The sequence below is a fragment of the Clostridium thermobutyricum DSM 4928 genome, assembly GCF_002050515.1.
Taxonomy (GTDB): domain Bacteria; phylum Bacillota; class Clostridia; order Clostridiales; family Clostridiaceae; genus Clostridium; species Clostridium thermobutyricum.
Genome location: NZ_LTAY01000026.1, coordinates 238212 through 260315 on the forward strand (window position 1 = coordinate 238212; position 22104 = coordinate 260315).

General features: G+C 28.6%; 20 protein-coding genes. All 20 read left to right on the top strand.

Features of this window, described 5'->3' with window-relative positions:
• Positions 1-14 precede the first annotated feature (14 nt).
• The 20 genes from CLTHE_RS04880 (at position 15) to CLTHE_RS04975 (ending at position 21951) form a co-directional block, all read left to right on the top strand.
• Positions 15-3080, top strand: a complete 3066-nt coding sequence (locus CLTHE_RS04880; RefSeq protein ID WP_080022253.1) for a penicillin-binding transpeptidase domain-containing protein — start codon at positions 15-17, stop codon at positions 3078-3080.
• A 194-nt stretch (positions 3081-3274) separates the two neighbouring features.
• Positions 3275-6304 carry a penicillin-binding transpeptidase domain-containing protein gene (locus tag CLTHE_RS04885; RefSeq protein ID WP_080022254.1) on the top strand — a complete coding sequence of 1010 codons (3030 nt, stop codon included), beginning with the start codon at positions 3275-3277 and terminating at the stop codon, positions 6302-6304.
• 198 nt (positions 6305-6502) lie between these two features.
• The gene (gene minC / locus CLTHE_RS04890; RefSeq protein WP_080022255.1) at positions 6503-7147 is read left to right on the top strand and encodes a septum site-determining protein MinC; all 645 of its coding nucleotides are present in this window, start codon (positions 6503-6505) and stop codon (positions 7145-7147) included.
• A gap of 17 nt (positions 7148-7164) precedes the next feature.
• On the top strand, positions 7165-7962 hold the full coding sequence (minD, locus tag CLTHE_RS04895; RefSeq protein WP_002598494.1) for a septum site-determining protein MinD: 798 nt from the start codon (positions 7165-7167) through the stop codon (positions 7960-7962).
• A 13-nt stretch (positions 7963-7975) separates the two neighbouring features.
• Positions 7976-8242, top strand: coding sequence for a cell division topological specificity factor MinE (gene minE / locus CLTHE_RS04900; protein ID WP_002598493.1), 267 nt, complete (start codon positions 7976-7978; stop codon positions 8240-8242).
• Positions 8243-8435: 193 nt separating this feature from the next.
• Complete coding sequence (rodA, locus tag CLTHE_RS04905; RefSeq protein WP_080022256.1) at positions 8436-9596, top strand: rod shape-determining protein RodA; 1161 nt, start codon at positions 8436-8438, stop codon at positions 9594-9596.
• 119 nt (positions 9597-9715) lie between these two features.
• Entirely contained in the window at positions 9716-10108 is a 393-nt protein-coding gene (locus CLTHE_RS04910) for a hypothetical protein (protein WP_080022257.1), read from the top strand.
• 76 nt (positions 10109-10184) lie between these two features.
• Positions 10185-11003 carry a site-2 protease family protein gene (locus tag CLTHE_RS04915; protein WP_158082663.1) on the top strand — a complete coding sequence of 273 codons (819 nt, stop codon included), beginning with the start codon at positions 10185-10187 and terminating at the stop codon, positions 11001-11003.
• 248 nt (positions 11004-11251) lie between these two features.
• Positions 11252-13105, top strand: a complete 1854-nt coding sequence (locus tag CLTHE_RS04920; protein ID WP_080022259.1) for a TIGR03960 family B12-binding radical SAM protein — start codon at positions 11252-11254, stop codon at positions 13103-13105.
• Complete coding sequence (locus tag CLTHE_RS04925; protein WP_080022260.1) at positions 13089-13793, top strand: TIGR03936 family radical SAM-associated protein; 705 nt, start codon at positions 13089-13091, stop codon at positions 13791-13793. The genes CLTHE_RS04920 and CLTHE_RS04925 overlap by 17 nt, the downstream gene beginning before the upstream one ends.
• Positions 13794-13804: 11 nt before the next feature.
• On the top strand, positions 13805-15253 hold the full coding sequence (locus tag CLTHE_RS04930; protein WP_080022272.1) for a ribonuclease E/G: 1449 nt from the start codon (positions 13805-13807) through the stop codon (positions 15251-15253).
• A gap of 129 nt (positions 15254-15382) precedes the next feature.
• Positions 15383-15691: a 50S ribosomal protein L21 gene (gene rplU / locus CLTHE_RS04935; protein ID WP_002598486.1), complete on the top strand. Its 309-nt coding sequence runs from the start codon at positions 15383-15385 to the stop codon at positions 15689-15691.
• A gap of 3 nt (positions 15692-15694) precedes the next feature.
• Positions 15695-16081, top strand: a complete 387-nt coding sequence (locus CLTHE_RS04940; protein ID WP_080022261.1) for a ribosomal-processing cysteine protease Prp — start codon at positions 15695-15697, stop codon at positions 16079-16081.
• Positions 16082-16083: 2 nt separating this feature from the next.
• Complete coding sequence (gene rpmA / locus CLTHE_RS04945; RefSeq protein WP_002598484.1) at positions 16084-16380, top strand: 50S ribosomal protein L27; 297 nt, start codon at positions 16084-16086, stop codon at positions 16378-16380.
• A 191-nt stretch (positions 16381-16571) separates the two neighbouring features.
• A complete protein-coding gene (obgE, locus tag CLTHE_RS04950; RefSeq protein WP_080022262.1) occupies positions 16572-17858 on the top strand; it encodes a GTPase ObgE in 1287 nt (428 codons plus the stop codon).
• A gap of 11 nt (positions 17859-17869) precedes the next feature.
• Positions 17870-18166, top strand: coding sequence for a ribosome assembly RNA-binding protein YhbY (gene yhbY / locus CLTHE_RS04955; RefSeq protein ID WP_002598482.1), 297 nt, complete (start codon positions 17870-17872; stop codon positions 18164-18166).
• 1 nt (position 18167) lies between these two features.
• On the top strand, positions 18168-18764 hold the full coding sequence (nadD, locus tag CLTHE_RS04960; protein WP_080022263.1) for a nicotinate-nucleotide adenylyltransferase: 597 nt from the start codon (positions 18168-18170) through the stop codon (positions 18762-18764).
• Positions 18765-18780: 16 nt separating this feature from the next.
• On the top strand, positions 18781-19341 hold the full coding sequence (gene yqeK, locus CLTHE_RS04965) for a bis(5'-nucleosyl)-tetraphosphatase (symmetrical) YqeK (RefSeq protein WP_080022264.1): 561 nt from the start codon (positions 18781-18783) through the stop codon (positions 19339-19341).
• A gap of 32 nt (positions 19342-19373) precedes the next feature.
• Entirely contained in the window at positions 19374-21014 is a 1641-nt protein-coding gene (locus CLTHE_RS04970) for an LCP family protein (RefSeq protein ID WP_080022265.1), read from the top strand.
• Between the two features lie 25 nt (positions 21015-21039).
• Positions 21040-21951: an RluA family pseudouridine synthase gene (locus CLTHE_RS04975; protein WP_080022266.1), complete on the top strand. Its 912-nt coding sequence runs from the start codon at positions 21040-21042 to the stop codon at positions 21949-21951.
• The last annotated feature ends 153 nt before the right edge of the window (positions 21952-22104 follow it).

A 22104-nucleotide genomic window follows, 5' to 3' on the forward strand; every position in this document is an offset into this window, starting at 1 on the left:
AAGTGGAGGATTAGATGATAATAAATAAACCTAAGAAAAAGAAAAAACCAGTATCTAGATATACTGTTGTGAAATTCATAATGCTAGGTGTGTTTACTTTAATTGCTTTAAGGGTTCTTTATATACAAGTTTATAAACATAGTCACTATAAAGAAGTCGCAGATGAAAATGCAACTAGATTTATGGCACAAGAAGCCCCAAGGGGAGAAATTCTAGATGATAAAGGTAATATACTAGCGACTAATAAAGAAATATACAATATAACTTATACTATGCCATCTAATGGAGAAGCTGATTTTTATAAAACAATGGGGTTAGTATTTAATATACTAAATGAAAATGGCGAATCTCTAGAAGATGATATGATGTTGAAACTTGATAAAGATGGGAAATTTTATTTTACATACAAAAGTACTTCACAAGAAGCACAACAGCATGAAAAAATAAGATTTTTAAGAGATAGGGGTATGAATGAAAAGATTCAGCATAAGTTATTTGGAGATGAAAATAGAGAGTTAACTGAAGCCGAAAATTCAGAAATTGATCAAGAACTTTTAAAAGTTACTCCAGAAGAAGCTTTCGACTACTTAATTAAAACTTACAATATAATAGACTTAGTTTGTCCAAAACCAGTACAAACTATTAAAGACCCAACCAAAGAACAAAAAAATGAATTTAATCAAAAAATGAACGACTACAATGAAAAAATGAAAGAATATAATAAAATGACTGGAGCAGAACAGTTACAGGTTTTATTAAAGTCATATAAACTTTCTGATATAAGAAATTATGTAGTTGTTAAAGATGCAATGAAAATGCAAAGCTTCAAAGGTTATAGAGCTGTTACAATAGCAAATAATATAAAGAAGAGTACAGCATTTATAATTTATCAAAAACTAAATGAATTACCAGGAATAGATGTTAACTTACAACCAGTAAGATATTATCCATATGATAATTTGGCATCTTCTGTACTAGGATATGTTTCACCAATAGCTAATTCTCTTAAAGATGAGTATGAATTAAGAGGATATGATGTTAGTACAGACTTAGTTGGTAAAGCTGGAATAGAACAATCTTATGAGGATATGTTAAAAGGAGTAAAAGGTGGAAAGACTGTTAAGGTTAATTCACAAGGAAGAGTTACGGAAAACTTATTTAGTCTTGCTTCATATCCAGGAGATAATGTTAAATTAACTATAGATAAGAATGTTCAATATGCTACACAAGAAGCATTAAAGGATACTATAAACAATATAAGAACTAAAATAACAGATAACTCAGGACACAGTTTCCCAAATGCAACAAGAGGAGCAGCTTTAGTTGTAGATGTTCATAATGGAAATATTCTTGCTATGGCAAGCTATCCAGACTATAATCCAAATATATTTGCAATACCTGGTCAGCTTACAAAAGAAGAATATGAACAATACTTTAATCCTAACTTAGAAGAATTCGGGAAAACAGAATCTAAATTACCAGGAGTTACAAAAACATTAGATGAATTATTCCCAAAATCATCTAATGGAGTTAGAGAAGATAAATATGACTTATATCCAAAACCATTCTATAATTATGCTACATTAGGAGCTATACCACCTGGATCAATATTTAAGCCAGTTACAGCAGTAGCAGCTTTAGAAGAAGGCGTTGTTGCACCAAATGAAACTGTAAATGCAACTGGAATATTCAATGTTCATCCAGATGTATTTGGTAAATCTTTTGCTCCACAATGTTGGATATACACAGATTCACATGGAAGCCATGGACCTACAGATGTTGAAAAAGCACTTCAAGTTTCATGTAACTTCTATTTCTATGAAATGGGATATAGATTATATGAGCATGCTTTAAAAACAACAAACTTAAAAGGTGTTGATGCACAAATATATGCACTAGACTCTCTTGCAAGATGGGCTTGGAAATTTGGATTAGGACATGATCCAAATAGTCAATCAGATCCAACAACAGGAATTGAAATACCAGAGAATACTAGTGGGCAAGTATATAATTTCCAAAGCTATAAAGCTAATGCTATTCAATTCTCAAAATTCAATTTAAATAATTATTTAGAGAGTGGAGATTATAAAGGAATAAATAAATTTGCTCCATTTGACTTTGCAGCAAATAAAGCTGATTCACAACAGCTTTCTGATTTGAAGATAAAATTAAAGAAAATTATAAATGATAGATTAGAAGTAGTAGGAACTAATAAGGAAGCTTCTAGTTATGATGAATTCTATAAGGAAGTATATCCTATTGTTAAGCAAATAATGGAAGTATCACCTAAGTATAAGGAAAGCTTTGAAAATTATAAGAAAACACATCCTAATACAACAATTGATGCACAAGCAAAATTAGTTGCAACTACAATAGCTCAATTTACTATAAGAGATGTTGCAGGAGAAATTCTTTCACCAGCACAATTAATATATGCTGCAATAGGTCAAGGTATAAATCACTTCACACCAATACAACTTGCAGAATATATTTCTACTTTAGCAAATGGAGGAACTAGATATAAACTTCATTTAGTAAGTGAAGTAACAAATCCAGATGGAGGAGTTATTCAAAAAGTAGAGCCACAAGTTATAGAAAAATTAAATTTAAAACAATCTACTATAAATGCAGTTCATGAAGGTATGAGAAGAGCAAATGATGAAGATGGTGGTACAGCAGCATCAGTATTTGGTAACTTCCCAATTCCAACTGCAGGTAAAACTGGTACAGCTGATTATTCAGATAGTCAAAGAGATTTTGGTAGAGCACCTTATGCAACTTATGTAAGTTTTGCTCCATATGATAATCCTCAAATTGCATTCGTTGGTGTAATTTATGATGGAGGACATGGTGGATATACTGCAAATGTTGCAAGAGCAGCTTATGATGCTTACTTTAAGGATTATCTACTTAAAAATTATCCTGAATATTGTAATAGTTCACCTGCATTTAAGAGATATGTTTTAGATGCTCCAAAGGATAATTATCCAGGAAGTGCTGAAGGAGATGCTATGAAAAAAGAGCAAGAACAGCAAAAACAAGAGCAACAACAAATAATGAAGGATTTTAACAATAATTAAATAAAAAATTTGAAAAGTTACTCTAAGTAGACAAAAAATCTACTTAAGAGTAACTTTTTTTGTGCAAATTTTAAAATAACTATTCATTTAATTAAAAAAATATGGTAATATTATTAATAAGATGTTAATAATTAGTGAATTAAATGGACGTATAATAGAAGTAGGATTTTAGTTTTAAGGGAATGGGGATCAAAATGATAGTAAATAAACCAAAAAAGCAAAGAAAGTTAATGTCCCGTTATACAATGATGAAATTAATAATGGGTGGAGTTTTTACAGTTATTGCAGCTAGACTTGTTTATTTGCAAGTATATAAACATAATTATTACTCGGATAAAGCTAAAGCAAATGCTATTAGATTTATGGATGAGAAAACTCCAAGAGGAGAAATATTAGATAATGAAGGAAATATATTAGCAACAAATAAACAGACATATATACTAAAATATACAACACCAACAGAAGGTAAATTTAATTTTTACGACACAATGAATTTAGTTTTTAAAATATTAGAAGAGAATGATGAAACTCTTTTAAATGATATGCTTCTTAAAATAAATGATAATGGAGAAGCATATTTTGAATTTAAAAATTCTTCAGTAGAAAATCAAGAATTTGAAAAGATAAGATTCTTGAAAGATAGAGGAATGAATGATTATTTTAGAAAAAGAGATTTTCCAGATGAAGAAGGAGATTTAGAAGAGGATCAATTAAAGCAAATTGATGAAGAATTAAAAAAAGTTACTCCACAAGAGGCTTTAGAATATTTAGTTAAATCATATAATTTAATTGATATAGTAGATCCAAAGCCAATTAAAAAAGAAGGAAATCTTTCTAAAGAGGAAAAGGCAGAATATAAAAAAGAAGTTTCAGATTATGAAACTAGACGAAAAAATTATAATAAAATGCCTGGAGCTGAACTTTTAGATATTATAAAAGTTCAATATCCAATTCAAGAATTAAAAAAATATTTAATAGTAAAAGATGCAATAAGAATTCAAAGTTTTAAAAATTATCGTTCAGTTGTTATAGCAAATAATATAAAAAAAGAAACTGCTTTTACAATCTATCAAAAGTTAAATGAGCTTCCTGGAATTGATGTGGACATGCAGCCAGTTAGATATTATCCATATAATAATTTAGGTTCAGCAGTTTTAGGATATGTATCTCAAATTGATAGTTCATTAAAATCAAGTTATGAATTGAGAGGATATGATGCATCAACAGATTTAATTGGAAAATCAGGAATTGAAGCATCTTATGAAGATACTTTAAAAGGAACAAAAGGTGGTAAGACGGTAACAGTAAATTCAGAAGGACGAGAAACAGAAGAATTATTTAAATTAGAATCTTACCCAGGAAATAATGTTCACTTAAATATAAATAAAGATATTCAGTATGCAACACAACAAGCATTAGAAGATAGTATTAAAAAAGTACAAAGTAGTACAGTAGATTCACAGGGAAATACTTTTAAAAATGCAACTAGAGGATTTGCATTAGTAGCAGAAGTCAATACAGGAAAAATTTTAGCAATGGCAAGTTATCCTGATTTTGATCCTAATATATTTGCAATACCAGGACAATTAAGTTCAAAACAGGTTCAAGAATATTTTGCTCCAGACCTTGAAGAGTATGGAAAGCAAATAGTTAAATTACCTGGTGTTACAAAAACTGTGGATGAGTTATTCCCAAAAGATAAAAATGGTAATAGAGAAGATAAATATGATTTATATCCAAAGCCATTTTATAACTATGCTACACTTGGAACACTTCCACCTGGATCAATATTTAAGCCTCTTACAGCAGTAGCAGGTCTTGAAGAAGGAGTTATAAGTCCTAGTGAATATATAATGGCAAATGGTAAATTTAATAATAGACCAGAGGTTTTCGGAAGTGGATTTGCACCAGCATGTTGGATACATGCAAATGGAGGAAGTCATGGAGCTACAAATGTACAAAAGGCTCTAGAAGTTTCATGTAACGTTTATTTCTATGAAACAGCTTATAGACTATATGCTAAGACAATGAATGAAAATAAAAATTTACCTTTTGAGGAAGCAAAGAAATTAGCATTAGATAGTATTGCAGAATGGGCATGGAAATTTGGGTTAGGAACAGATCCAAATAGTAACGGAAATCCTTCAACTGGAATTGAAATAGAAGAAAGTACAATAGGTCAAACATATAATTTCAAAACAAATAAAGAAAGTATAATAAACTTCGCAAAATTTGAGTTAAATGATTATCTTTCAAATGGAACTTACAACAATGGAGAGAGATATGTACCATTTGATTTTGCTGCTAATCTTTCAGATAGTCCAGAGTTAGAAAAAGCTAAACAGCAACTAAAACAAAAAATAACAGAAAGATTAGAAATAGTAGGAACTGGTGAAGAAGGAATGGGATATGATAAATTCTTAAATTATATTCTTCCTGATATTAAAAAGATAATGGAAATTTCACCAAAATATAAAGCGAATTTAAATAGTTATAATGGAAGTACAACAATAGAAGAGCAATCTAAAAAAGTTGCAAAAGTTATAACACAGTTTACTGTTAGTGATAAACCTGGTGGAATAATGTCACCTGCACAACTAATATTCTCTTCAATTGGGCAAGGTATAAATCAATATAGTCCACTTCAATTAATGTCATATATAACTACACTTGCAAATGGTGGAACTAGATATTCATTAAATCTTGTAGATAAAGTTACTACTCCAGATGGAAAAGTTATAGAACAAGTTGAACCTAAAATATTAAGTCAAATTAAATTAAAAGAAAGTACACTTACGGCTGTTAAGGAAGGAATGAGAAGAGCTAATGATGCTGACCAAGGTACAGCAGCAGGAACATTTAATAGTTTCCCAATACCATCAGCAGGTAAAACAGGTACAGCGGACTATAATAATAATCAAAGAGAATTTGGAAGATCACCTTATGCAACATATGTGAGTTTTGCGCCAGTTGATAAACCAGAAATTGCTTTTGTAGGAGCGATTTATGATGGAGGACATGGTTCATACACAGCTCCAGTTGCAAAAGCAGCTTATGAGGCTTATTTTAAGGAAAAAATTATGAAAGAATTTCCGGGATATGCTCAAAGCTCTGAAAGTTTTAAGAAGTATGTATTAAATGCACCAAAAGATAATAAAGATGGTGATGATAATACTTCAAAGGAAAATGATACTTCCGCAAAAAAAGAAGAAAAAAACAACTAAATTTGGAATTTTGAGGAATCTTAGTATGGATTCCTCAATTTTTTTGAAAATAAATAGAAAAAACCAAAGCAAACTATTAAAAAATATCTATTGGTGATATAATAAATAAGAATAAAAACATTTAAAATAAAGGTTTTTACAAAATTTTGTAGAATACATATTAAAGTGTATTGTATAGCTTTCTTTGGAGGTATCGTTGTGCAAGATGGAATTATAATAAAAGGAAATGGAAGAGGACTTGTTGCAGAAATTGATATGAATGGATATCCAGATTATAGTGAAATGTTTAATGATCTTATAGGAAGACTTTCTAAGGGAAAAAAGTTTTATAAGGGCATTTCATTAGCTATAACAATTGATCTTAATATGATTACTGAGAAGGATTTGATTCATCTACAAGAGAATCTTAAAGAAAAAATTGGAATAAGCGAAATTATTTTAAATGCAAAAGAAGAAAAAAATAGTGAAATAGAAAATAACAAAATATTCTCTGGAATATATGAAGGGAAAACAAAGTTTTTAAGAAAAACAGTAAGAGGCGGACAATGTATAAGTTATAATGGTAATATTGTCATTATAGGTGATATAAATAGTGGTTCTGAAGTAAAAGCTACTGGAAATATCATAGTGCTTGGAAGCATTAAAGGAACAGTTTTTGCAGGTTCTAATGGAAATGATAAAGCAATAATAGCAGCTTTTTCATTACAACCAGAAATATTAAAAATAGCTAATAGAATAGCTATGTCCCCAGACTCTGAAAAACCTACATATCCAGAAGTAGCAAAGATAAAAGATGGCATGATAACAGTAGAGCCATATTTAGCAAATAAATATATTTATTAGTGGAGGGATTTAATAACATGGGAGTATCTATAGTAATTACATCAGGTAAAGGTGGAGTCGGAAAAACTACAACAACTGCTAACTTAGGAACAGCTTTAGCTTCAATTGGAAAGAAAGTTGTAGTTGTTGATGGAGATACTGGATTAAGAAACCTAGATGTATTAATGGGACTAGAAAATAGAATAGTATATACAATAATTGATGTAATAGAAAACAGATGTAGATTAAAACAAGCTTTAATAAAAGATAAGAGATTTCCTAACTTACATCTTTTACCAACAGCTCAATCTAAAGATAAAGATGATATAAAAACTAATGATATGCTTAAGATAATAAAAGAACTTAAAGAAGAGTTCGATTATGTTTTAATTGACTCACCAGCTGGAATAGAAAGAGGATTTGAAAATGCAGCTATTGGAGCAGATAGAGCAATTGTAGTTGTAAATCCTGAAATAACATCTATAAGAGATGCTGATAGAGTAATTGGAAAATTAGATGCAAAAGGAATCTGTGACCATTCAGTAATAGTAAATAGATTAAATTATGAAATGGCTCAGAGAGGAGATATGTTAGGAGTAAATGATATAATAGAAGTATTATCAGTAGAACTTTTAGGAGTTGTGCCAGATGATAAGAGAGTATCAGTTTCTACTAATAAAGGAGAACCAATAGTTTTGGACGAGCAATCTAAAACAGGTATGGCATTTAAAAACATAGCTAAAAGAATTACAGGTGAAAATATTCCAATAATGGAGTTTACAGAGGAAAGCACAGGATTCTTTGGTACTATAATGAAACTTTTTAAACGTAAATAGGGGGCCTTGGGAAATGGGATTTTTTAGTAACTTTGGCAAGCAAAAGCCGAAAGAAATTGCAAAAGATAGGTTGAAGCTTATACTTATTCACGACAGAGGAGATTTACCAGAAGAAACTTTAGAAAAGATTAGAACAGAGATACTCCAAGTAATTACTAAATATATAGAAATACAAGTAGATGATGTAGAAATATCAGTTAGTAAGAGTGAAATTGAAGAAGGAGATGCTCCATCTTCATTAATTGCAAATATTCCAATAAGAAATATAAGAGGTCAATAAGAGGTATGAGGTTGTGTAAAAGTTTGCTATGATAAGAAAAACTTTTATTCACAACCTTATTTTTATTTAAGTGTTTATTAAAATTTTATTATTTTTTTAAATGTCATAGTGTTTTTTATAGAGAATAGGCAAATAATGATATATAATAGACAGTGTTACAAAATGAGTAATGAACTTTTCAGGAGGTGGGGATTTGCTTAGGAAAGATTTATTGTTTGACAATGGTGGAGGCAGTAAACACAGATTAGATTTCAAAAAAATAAGAGATATCGATAAATTACTTTTAATTTCAACAGTTGTTTTAATTTTATTTGGAATACTTAATATATATTTATGTACTAAAGGTGATTATGGTTTTCTATATGCAAAAAAACAATTTATATGGATGATTATTTCTTTAGTAGCTTTATATATTTTTATTTCTATAGATTATAGAGTATTTTATAATTATGTTCCAATCTTTTATTGGGGATCTATAGTGCTATTATTGATAACTAGGTTTGCAGGAACTGTAGTAAATGGTGCCAGAGGATGGTTAAAATTTGGACCAATATCATTACAGCCATCGGAAATAGCGAAGGTTGCAATGATAATGATGCTTGGAAAAATGCTAGAAGAAATGGATAATGATATAAATAACTTTAGAAACTTAGTTAAGCTTAGTATATATGCTGGTATTCCAATGATATTTATTATTATACAACCAGATATGGGTATGACAATGGTATGTTTCTTTATAGTTTTAGGAATATTCTTTGTTGCTGGTCTTGATAAACGTATTTTTATTGGAGGATTTGCTGCGCTTATAGTTGTTGTAGCAATAGTTTGGAATGTTGGGCTTATTCAAGATTATCAAAAAGCAAGAATAACATCATTCTTACATCCAGAGGCTAATGCAACTACAACAGGATATCACTTGAGTCAATCTTTAATTAGTATTGGATCAGGAGGAATTGTTGGAGATAGACCTTCTTTATATAATGATGGAACAAGTGGTTATGCAGCACAACATGTTCCGGAAGTACAAACAGACTTTATATTTGCTGCAATAGCAGAACAATGGGGATTTATAGGAGTAGTATTCTTATTGATAGTTTACGGAATAGCAATAACTCGGATGATAAATATAGCAAGGACCGCTAAGGATACCTTTGGATCCGTAATATGTATAGGAATAGTTGCTTATTTCTTGTTTGCTATATTCCAGAATATAGGTATGACAATAGGGCTTATGCCAATTACTGGTATAACACTTCCTTTAATAAGTTATGGAGGAAGTTCAATGCTATCTATAGTAATGACTATAGGATTAGTTTTAAATATTGGAATGAGAAGAAAGAAAATAAGGTTTTAATATAAAAGAGATGTAAATATTAATTTACATCTCTTTTTTTATAAAAATTTGAAGTATTTTAGTTTTCATAAATGCTTATAAGCATAAATATAATAAATAAAGAATAGGAGGTGAGATAGGTGAGTTATTATGGAAAAGAATATGCAGAATATTATAGAGGAATAAGAGGCAGTAACTTAAATGGTGGTAGAAATTATGGTTATTCTACTTCTTACTCTAATGGATATAGTAGAAATTATACTAGATCAAAAAGAAAAAAATGGACACATGGAATAATACAAATATTTGCTATACAAACTATAAGTATAATTTTTCTAGGCGGAATTGTATATTCACTTAAATTTTCAGAAAGAAAAGAACTTAATAATGTATTTTATTCTGTAAAAGCTGTTTTAAGTGAGGATTATTATTTTAAAAATAATTCAATAAATTTTGATTTAAATTCAATAGATTTCAATTTAGAAGAAATATTAGATAAAATAAATAGAAAAATAAATACATTAAAGCAATAACAAGATTTAAGTCGAGGTGTAAATGAAGAAATCCAATAAATTCTTATTACTTGAAACTATATTGTTAATTATTATAATGAGCCTAGGAAAAAGCTTTATTATAAGTGTAGTTTCTATACTATTACATGAAATAGGACATGTAATAGTAGGATATTTTTATGGATGTAAGCTGTATAAATTTAATATTTCCATAACTGGCGCAAATGTAGAATTAGATGATGTAGGAGATTTAAAGGATTTTCAGAGATTAAACCTTTATTTGATAGGGCCTATAATTAATCTTTGTATATTTTTAATTTGTTATTGTTTTAGCGAAATAATAAAAAGTGATTTATTGTTATTAATAGGAAGAATAAATTTAGGGTTATTTATTTTTAATATGATACCTGCTTATCCATTAGATGGATCAAGAATACTTGAAATAATACTATCGAAAAGTTTTACTTATAGAATTGCTAAAAAAATAATGTGTATAATAAGTTATACTCTTTCAGGAATATTAATACTTGTTTTTGCGTACGGGATTACAATACATAAGATTAATGTAAGTTTAATCTTAATTAGTGGACTTATTATATATTCAGCATATGTTGAAAAAAAATCTACAATTTATATAATGATGAGTAATATATTTAAAAAAATTAGATTAATAGAGAACTATGAGTATATAGAAAATAGAAGTATATCAGTATCTTACAATAATACTTTATTAAATATGCTCAGAATAATAGATAAAAATAAATATAATATATTTTATATCTTAGATGATGAACTTAAAGTTATAGGAATGCTATATGAAAATGAAATTATAGAAGGATTAAAGCTTTATGGAAATATATCATTAAAAGAATATTTAGATATAAAATGTATAGATAATATAGAAAAAAAAGATTAAAAAATTAAGCTTTAAAAATTTTTCTTTTTATATAAATATTTATAATTAGAATTTTTTTGAGGGCTTAATTTTTTTTATTATTATTTTTAATTTAGTTAGGATTTGATAAAACTTCTAAATTTATCACAATTTAATTTTTATAATATAGTCTTATTTAAGGAGAATTTATAGAAGAAAAAATATTTTTGTGCTAGAATAAAGAAATATGTATAGGATAAACACTTATGAAATTTAGGAGGATATGTTTGATGAATAGAATTTCTGATAGTATCTTATGTAAGGTTGAAAAGCCATCAAGATATGTAGGTGGAGAACTAAATGAAATAGTTAAAGATTTAAAAGATATAGATTTAAGATTTGCTTTTTGTTTCCCAGATGTTTATGAAGTAGGAATGTCTCACTTAGGAACAAGAATACTTTATCATACTATAAATACTAGAAAAGATACATATTGTGAAAGAGTATTTGCTCCATGGCCAGATATGGAAGAACAATTAAGAAAAAATAATATTTCACTATATTCACTAGAAACAAAAACACCTTTAAAAGAATTTGATATGTTAGGATTTACTCTTCAATATGAGATGAGTTATACAAATATTTTAAATATGCTAGATATGTCAGGTATAACTATTAGAGCTTCAGAAAGAAGAGAAGATGAGCCTATAGTTATGGCAGGAGGGCCTTGTGCATATAACCCAGAACCTCTTTATGATATTATAGACTTTTTCCAATTAGGAGAAGGTGAGGAGATGATGGATGATGTACTAGAAGTTTACAAAAAATATAAAGGTAAAAATGATAAAAAAGGTTTCTTAAGAGAAATATCAAAAATTCAAGGGATATATGTTCCTTCATTATATGATGTTTCTTACAATGAAGATGGAACAATAAGAGAGTTTAAGCCTAAATATGATGATGTACCAAAAGAAGTTAAGAAGAGAATTATAAACAATTTTGATAAGGTAGAATTCCCAGTAGATATGGTAGTTCCTTATAGTGAAATTGTTCACGATAGAATAGTTCTTGAAACTTTCAGAGGATGTACAAATGGATGTAGATTTTGTCAAGCTGGTATGATTTATAGACCAGTTAGAGAAAAAACAAGAGATACACTTGTTAAACAAGCTAGAGAAATGGTTAAAGCTACTGGATATCAAGAAATTTCACTTGCATCATTAAGTACTTGTGATTATTCAGATATTCAAAATCTTATAAATGATTTAATTGAAGAACATGAATGTAATAAAGTTGGAGTTGCACTTCCTTCAATTAGAGTAGATGCTTTTTCAGTTGATTTAATAAAAGAAATTCAAAAGGTAAGAAAATCAGGATTAACTTTTGCACCTGAAGCTGGTTCTCAAAGAATGAGAGACATAATTAATAAAGGGTTAACAGAAGAAAAGATTTTAGAAGCTTCTAAAAGTGCTTTTGAAGCAGGATGGAGCAGACTTAAGCTTTACTTTATCATAGGATTACCTTATGAAACTAGAGAAGATTGTGCAGCAATTGGAGATTTAGCTGGAAAAATTGTTGATAAATATTTTGAAGTTCCTAAAAATGTTAGAAATAAAGGATTAAGAGTTACAGTAAGTACTTCAATACTTGTTCCAAAACCTTTTACTCCATTCCAATGGGCACCAATGGAGAGAAAAGAAGAAGTTATTGAAAAAATCAAAGCTGTTAAATATTCATTAAAATCACCAGCTGTAGTATATAACTATCATGAACAAACAACTTCTTACTTAGAAGCTGTATTTGCAAGAGGAGATAGAAAGCTTTGTGATGTTCTTATAAAAGCATTTGAAAAAGGATGTAAATTTGATGGATGGAATGAATATTTCAAATTTGACACTTGGATGGAAGCTTTAGAAGAATGCGGAGTAGATGGAGATTTCTATGCATTTAGAGAAAGAACTTATGATGAAATATTACCTTGGGATTTCATAAATATAGGTGTTACAAGAAAATATTTAGAAAATGAAAATGAAAAAGCTAAGAGAGCAGAACTTACACAAAACTGTAGAAAAGGCTGTACAGGATGTGGAGTTAACGTAAACTTTAAAGAAGGGGAGTGTTTTGAAGGTGCGTTATCTAATTAAATATACAAAAGAAGCTGATATAAAATTTATATCTCACTTAGATCTTTTAAGAACTATACAAAGATCAATTAGAAGATCAGGATTACCTATTCACTATTCAAAAGGATTTAATCCTCATATGGCAACAGCAATTGCACAACCTTTATCAGTTGGAGTTTATTCAGATGGTGAATATATGGATGCAGAATTTGATGAAGAAGTAGAAATTTCAGAAATGCTACAAAAATTAAATGAAAATTCAGCTCGTGGAGTAAGATTTTTAAATGCAGTACTAATTCCAGAGCCAAAGCACAATGAAAAGAAATTTCCACAAGCTATGGCATTAATAGATGGAGCGAGATATATAATAAAGATTAAATATTCAAGTTTAGATAATTTTGAAAAAGAAATGGAAGCTCTTATGAATAAAGAAGAGTGGACTATGGTTAAGAGATCAAAAAGAGCAGAAAAAGAAGTAGATATAAGACCAATGGTTAAAGAAATTAAATATTGGACTAAAGATGACTCTGCTATATTTAATATTCTTATAAGTGCGGGAAGTAGAGAACATTTATCAGCTGATCTTTTTGTGGATTTAATAAAGAAAAATACAACAAATGTTTTAGAAGATGAATTTGTTGATATAAAAAGAGAAGAAATGTATTTCTTAAAAGAAGGTAATTTAGTACCTTTATGTGAATGTATATAGGATGTGGAATAATGAGAGATATTTGTATTGAAAGAAGTGAAAATCTTTTAAGAGTAGCTGTAAGAGAAAATGGAATTATAGAAGAATGCTTTATAGAAGAAAAAACAACTGAACCTACAGTTGGGGAAATTTATAAAGCAAGAGTTAAAAATATAGTTCCAGGAATTAATTCTATATTTTTAGATATGGGATTAGAAAAAGAAGGTTACATGTATTATAGTGAAGAGCTAAAGAGTATAAACATAAAAAAAGGTGATGAGCTTTTAGTAGAAGTTTTAAAAGAACCTTTAGGAGAAAAAGGTGCAAAAGTTACTCATAAAGTTAGTATTCCAGGAAAATATATTGTTTTATCTAAAGGAAAGACAGGAATAAATTTTTCAAAAAGAATAAATGATGATGTTAAGAAAAAACTTATATTAGCAGAATTAGAAGAGATAGAAGATGTTTCAATAACTATAAGAACTGAAGGAGCTAATGTTCCTATAGAACTACTTAAAAACGAAGTAAATAGAATAAAAGATATTTATAATGAGCTTTTAAGAAAGCTTAATTATAGTAATGTTTGTGAAAGAGTATTTGGGAAAAAAGCAGCTCTTAGCAAAGTTCTTATAGACAATATTGCAAAAGATAATTTAAGAATATATGTAAATAATCCAAATGATGAGGAATTTATAAAAAGATTCTTAGATAAAGAGGAAAATATAGAAATAGTTAAATATGATGGGTTAAGAACACTTTTTGATTATTTAGATATTGAAAAAGAAATATTAAAATTAAGACATAATAAAATAACTCTTCAATGTGGTGGAAATATAGTTATAGAAAAAACTGAAGCTATGTATGTAATAGATGTTAATAGTGGTAAGAATATAAAAGAAAAGAATCTTCAAAAAACAGTATTAACAACTAATATAGAAGCTGCAAGAGAAATTGGAAAACAAATAATGCTTAGAAACTTAAGTGGAATAATAGTAATAGACTTTATAGACTTAAGAGATAAAAATGATAGATTTAAAGTAATGAAAGAGCTTAAAAATTCTTTAAGCAAAGATGGTGGAAATTCGAAGATTTTCCCATTTACAGAACTTGACTTAGTTCAAATCTCAAGAAAGAGAAGAGGAAAAAGCATATATGACAGCATAGAAGAAAAATGTAGTCAATGTAATGGTCAAGGGAAAGTTTTAAGACTTTCATACGTAGAGCAATTAATTAAAAATGAAATATTAAGATCTCTAGAAGAAAATACTATAAATAGTTTTTATATAGAGATAGATTCAACATATAAAGAAAGAGTATCAGGAGATATAGTTAAATTCTTAAAAAATATAGATGGATTAGATAAAGAAATATATTTAAATTATGTTGATGGAATAGATGGTTTTAAAGTAGAACCAATAATATTTTTAAATCAAAAAGAGAATCTCAAAAATTACCTTATTAAAGGTGTAGAAAAATGTTAAGAATATTCTTTACAAAAAATGTAGTTTATGATAATATGATTTAGTAAACCGCTCACAATAGGGTTTTAAATAAAACAAAGTTAAATCTTTGTACCTGTAGTGGCGAGACCGTTATGAGGAGGTGTTTTAATGTACGCAGTAGTAAAAACAGGTGGAAAACAATACAGAGTTCAAGAGGGCGATGTATTATTCGTTGAAAAATTAGACGCTGAAGTAGATTCAGTTGTAGAATTAACTGAAGTATTAGCTGTTGGTGGAGAAACTTTAAAAGTTGGAACTCCAGTAGTAGAAGGTGCTAAAGTTGTAGCTAAAGTTTTATCACAAGGTAAAGCTAAGAAAGTTACAGTATTCAAATATAAACCTAAAAAGGATTATAGAAGAAAAGCTGGACACAGACAACCTTACACTAAAATAGTTGTAGAAAAGATCGAAGCTTAATCTATGGTTAATGTAGAGATTTATTCAAACAACGAAAACATATTAGGTTTTAAAATTGACAATCATGCTATGCCAGAAGGACGTGACTTTAATAGTAATGAACTTTTAGTAGGCGAAGCTTTTGATATGATTTGTAACTCAGTTTCAGTTTTATCACAAAGCGTAATCATAGGAATAGATAATGTTTTAGAACTTAACTGTACTTATGAGATTGGCGATGGATACCTAAGTCTAGACCTTAGAGATTTTTCGAAAGAAGAACTTGAAAAAGCACAAGTTTTACTTAAAACTTTTAAGCTTAGCTTAGATAGTGTTATTTTAGGTTTAGATGAATCAATAGGAACAACAAGACGTAGAGAATATATAAATATTAAAACAGAGGAGGTGTAAATATGTTAGTAATGAACCTTCAATTATTTGCCCACAAAAAAGGGGTAGGTAGCTCAAAGAACGGTAGAGATTCTGAGTCAAAAAGACTAGGTGTTAAATCAGCTGACGGAGAATTCGTACTTGCTGGAAACATCATAGTAAGACAAAGAGGAACTAAAATCCACCCAGGAAACAATGTTGGAAAGGGTAAGGATGATACTCTATTTGCTAAAATTGATGGAGTAGTTAAATTCGAAAGAATGGGAAGAGACAAGAAGAAAGCTTCTGTTTATCCTGTTGCAGTAGAAATAGCTGAATAATTTTATTTGAATATAGAAAGCACCCTAAAGTTGGGTGCTTTTTAAATATGAAAAAATAAATTACCGTTTCTTTGTATCTAAAACCTAATATTATTGCTATAATGAAGAAAATACATGTTTTACATAGTTTGAATATTAGGATATAAGGAATAATAAAAATATAAAGATTTTACATAAGGAAAGGTGAGTATATGTTTATAGATAAGGCCAAAGTATTCGTAAAATCTGGTAAAGGTGGAGACGGAGCGGTTTCATTTAGAAGAGAAAAATACGTTCCACTAGGAGGACCAGATGGTGGAGATGGTGGAAAAGGTGGAAGCATTATATTAAAAGTTGACACTGGAATCACAACTCTTATGGATTTTAAATACAAGAGAAAATTCGTAGCTGAACCAGGACAAAATGGTGGAGAATCAAAATGCTACGGAAAAGATGGAAAAGATTTAGTAATTATGGTGCCTATGGGAACTATAGTTAGAGAAGCTGAAAGTAATAAAATAATTTGTGACCTTTCAGAAAAAGATGATGAATTTGTTTTACTTAGAGGTGGAAAAGGTGGTAAAGGAAACTGTAAATTCTGTACACCTACAAGACAGGCACCACATTTTGCAGAACCAGGAATGCCAGGAGAAGAATTAAATATAGTTCTTGAATTAAAGCTTTTAGCTGATGTTGGTCTTTTAGGTTTCCCAAATGTAGGTAAATCAACATTCTTATCAATGACAACAAAAGCTAAGCCAAAGATAGCAAACTATCACTTTACAACTCTTAAACCAAACTTAGGTGTTGTTGCAGCAGAAGGTGTTGAACCATTTGTTATGGCAGATATCCCAGGTATAATAGAAGGAGCAAGTGAAGGTGTAGGGCTTGGACTTGAATTCTTAAGACATATTGAAAGAACAAGACTTCTTATACATGTTGTAGATATATCAGGATTAGAAGGAAGAGATCCATTTGAAGATTTCGTTAAAATAAATGAAGAGCTTAAAAAATATGCAGTTAAATTAGTTGATAGACCTCAAATAGTTGTAGCTAATAAGGCAGATCTTCTATATGATGAAGAAGTTTTTGAAGATTTCAAGAAAAAAGTTAATGAATTAGGATATAACACAGTATTTAAAATGTCAGCAGCAACAAGAGATAATGTTGATGCAGTAATTAAAGAAGCAGCTAGAATGCTTAAAGATATTCCAATAACTGGACTAGAAATTTCTGATGAAGAAAGATATATTCCAGAAGAAAAAAGATTCACTTATGAAATCAGAGTTGAAAAAGGTGAAGAATTCGACACTTACTTTGTTGAAGGAAGCTTCGTAGACAGACTTTTAAGTGCTGTTAACGTACATGATGCTGATTCTTTAAGATACTTCCATAAAGTTCTTACAAACAAAGGAATATTTAGTGAGTTAAGAGAATTAGGAATTAAAGATGGTGACATGGTAAGTCTTAATGACTTTGAATTTGAATACTTATTATAGGAGAGATTTAGATGCTAAAAGGAAAAGAAAGAGCATACTTAAGAAAGTTAGCTCATGGAATAGATCCAATATTTCAAATTGGAAAGAATGGTATAGAAGAAAACTTCTTAAAGCAAGTTAGTGATGCATTAGAAGCTAGAGAACTTATAAAAATAAAAGTTCTAGAAAATAGTGGATTAGATACAAGAGAAGCTTCAGATCTTATATGCAGAGAAGTTAGGGCAGAAGGAATACAAGCAATTGGTAATAAAATAGTTCTTTATAAAAAATCACATAAGAAACCTAAAATAGAAATACCAAGCAAGTAGTATGAAAAAGTATGGGATTATTGGTGGAACCTTTGATCCTATTCACTTTGCTCACCTTTATATAGCAGATGAAGCAAAAGCTTCATTAGAGCTAGATAAAATAATATTTATGCCAAATGGAAACCCACCACATAAAAGTTTAAAAAAAGTGAGTGAGGCTTCCATTAGGTATGAAATGGTTAGTGAAGGAATAAAGGATTTTAAAGGATTCACAGTTTCAGACTATGAAATTAAAAAAAATGGACCAAGTTTTACTTATGAAACTCTACAAGCTTTTAAACAGGAAGATGTAGAGTTATTTTTTATTACAGGTGCTGACTGTCTTATGGATTTAGAAAAATGGAAGAACATAAAAGAAATATTTAAGGTTTCAAACTTTGTTGTTTTTAGTAGACCTGGTTTTACTTATGAAACTTTAAAAGAGCAAAAAGAATATATAGAAAATAAATATAATACAAAGATTATATTTTTGAACTTAAAGGATTTAGATATATCTTCAACAGATATTAGAGAAAGAATTAGATTAGGTAGGAATGTTAAATTTTTCTTACCAAATTCAGTTTTAGACATAATAGAGAGAGAGAGGCTTTATAAATAGAGAGAGGTGTATAAAATTGGAAAAAGAAAAAATCTATGATTATCTAAAAGAAAATTTAAAAGATAAAAGGTTTATACATACCTTAGGAGTAGTATCAACAGCTAAAAAATTGGCAGAATTAAATGGGGAAGATTTAGAAAAAGCTGAAATGGCTGCATTACTTCATGATGTTTGTAAAAATATGAATAAAGAAGATATGAAAAACCTTATAGAAAAATATGATATAAAGCTCACATTCAGTGAAAAAAACACAGAGGAATTATGGCATGGAATTTTAGCTCCAATAATAGCAAAAGAAAAATTCAACATAACAGATGAATATATTTTAAGTGCCATAAGATGGCATACAACTGGTAAAGAGGATATGAGTGTTCTTGACAAAATAATATATATAGCAGATATGATTGAACCATCAAGAAATTATGATGGAGTAGAAGCTTTAAGGGAAAAAGTTTTAGAAAACCTAGATGAAGGGGTTCTTTTAGGAATGAATCATACTATAAAATATTTGTTAATTAAGAATGCTATGATTGATGAGAATACAGTTAAAGCTAGAAATTATTTATTAAAAAAGTAAATTTTAAACTAGTATAAATATGGGGTGAATAAATGGGGAAAGAAAATAACAATAGGGGAACTAATAGGCCAGAAAAAAGGCTAACTAGAGAAGAACAAATAAGAATTCGTAAAAGAATAAATAGTAGAAATGAAAATGTAAGAAGAGGAAAAAGGAGTATTCCTTTAAATGATCCTAGAAGAAGAGTTGAAGGAAATCTTACAGAAGAAGAAATTATTCAAAGAGAAATACAAAGGCAAAGAAGACTTTACAGAGAAAGTTTAAGAAATAAAAATGAAGAACCAAATTTAGAAAATAACTATGAAAATAGAAATAGTAATAAAAATGATAGTTCTAATATAAGAAGAGAAAATATTAGAAGAAGAGAATCAAATAAAAAAGATTCAAAGAGAGAAGAATTTAAAAGAAAAGATAGTAGAATTGAAAAAAATAACCGTAAGAAGAATAAAAAGAAAAAAAGAGTTAGTTTAAAAAAGATTATTCAGTTAATAGCTGCTATTTTAATTTTTGCAGTACTTTTTACAGGTTTTAATATATGGAACACTGTATCTAAAATATCTAGTGCAGGAATGATAGAGCCCAAAGTAGTATCAATGGATAGTACTGTAAATATTCTTTTACTTGGAATGGATGTTGGAAATATAAAAGATCCAAAGGATAACGCTGCAAAAAGAACAGATACTATAATGGTTTTAAATTTCAATCCTAAAAGCAAAGAAGTAAGAGTTGTTTCAATTCCGAGAGATACAATGATTGATATTAAAGGGCGTACATGGAAGATAAATGCTGCTTATCCTGTTGGGGGAGAAAAAGAAATTGTAAATCAAGTTGAAAAACTTTTAGATATAGATATAAATTATGTAGCTAATATAAATTATAATGCATTTAGAGATTTCATAGATGCAATAGGTGGGGTTACAGTTAATATAAAGCATAATATGGATTACACAGATAAAAGTCAAAATTTAAGAATTAAATTTAAAAAAGGAACTACTGAACATTTAGATGGTAAAAAGGCTGAAGAATTTTTTAGATGGAGAAAAAATAATGATGGTACTGGTTTAGCTATGGGCGACTTAGGGCGAATAGAAAATCAGCATGAGTTTATGGAAGCAGTAGTTAAAAAATGTACTAATCCAACTATAGTATTTAGATTACCAAGTATTTTAAAATCTATAGAAAAGAATGTAAGTACAAATATGCCAGGGACAACTATGGCTAAATATGCATTAAAGCTTATGACAGTTAAATCTGAAAACTTTAAAATGCTTACAGTAAAAGGAACACCAGAAATGATAGGTGGTCAATCTTACTTTATATTTGATAAAGAAAAAAATAAAAATCTTATTCAAAGCTTAAAAGATGGAACTACATCTGCAATTAAAAAGTCTGGAAAAGGTGAGGTTTCTGTAATGATTTTAAATAGTACAAATATTACAGGACTTGCTGCTAGATATAAAAGTACTTTAGATAGAGAAGGCTTTAAATCAATAGATGTAGGTACTATAGAAAATGAAACAGCAAAGAAAAGTTATGCAATGGTTAAAAATAAAGAAATAGAAAAAATAGTAAAACCAGAATTAGTGGGAATAGATGAATATAAAACTATGAAGTCAGATTCTGAATACTCAAAATATGATTTAGTTATAGTATTAGGATTAGATTCTGAGTAAAGATTATAAGACACAGGAGGAAATTATGAGCACCCTAGAGAGAATAGTAGATGAAAAATATGATGGATGTAAAATAAGAGAGTTTTTAAAAGAAGAAATGGAGCTATCCTCAAGATTAATAAGAAAATCAGCTTTAGATAAAAAGATACTTGTTAATAATGAATGGGTTAAAATGAATTTTAAAATAAAAAAAGGTGATAATATAAAAGTTATTTTAAATAGAAAAGAAACTCAAGATATAGCACCAGAAGATATAGATATAGAAGTAGTTTATGAGGATAGTAATTTATTAGTAGTAAATAAAAAGCCTTTTATGGTAGTTCACCCAACTAAAAGATATCAATCAGGAACTCTTGCTAATGGTGTAATGAATCATTTTAAAAACACAAATCAAGAATGTATAGTTAGACTTGCAAATAGACTTGATATGAATACTTCTGGTCTTGTAATAATAGCAAAGAATCAATTTGCTCATATGTTTCTTTCAAATGAAATGCAAAAAAATGAAGTTACTAAAAAATACTTAACAGTAGTTCATGGGCATTTAAAAGAAAAATCAGGAACAGTAGATGCGCCAATTTATAGAGTACCAGAAGAGGAAGAAGGAGTATTTTCAATAAGAAGAGTTGTAGATGAAAAAGGACAAAGAAGTATAACTCATTATAGAGTAGTAGAAAGCTTAAAAGATGCTGACTTAGTAGAATGTACTTTAGAAACTGGTAGAACACATCAAATAAGAGTTCATATGGCACATTTAGGGCATCCTATATATGGGGACTTTTTATATGGTGATGGAGATAATGAAAAAGATCTTATTGAAAGGCAAGCATTACATGCTTATAGCTTAGAGTTTTTAGAACCTAAAGAAAGAAAACTTTTAAGTTTAAAAGCAGAACTTCCTGAAGATATAAAAGAATTAATAAATAAATTAAAATAATTTAATATTAAAGTAATAAGGAAAGTTATATACAGATAACTTTCCTTATTTGTTTTATAAATATTTTTTAGAAATTAATTATGAAAAAATAAAAAGACTGTATTATAATTAATTAAAATACAGTCTTTGTTTAAGGAGTGTTAATTATATATT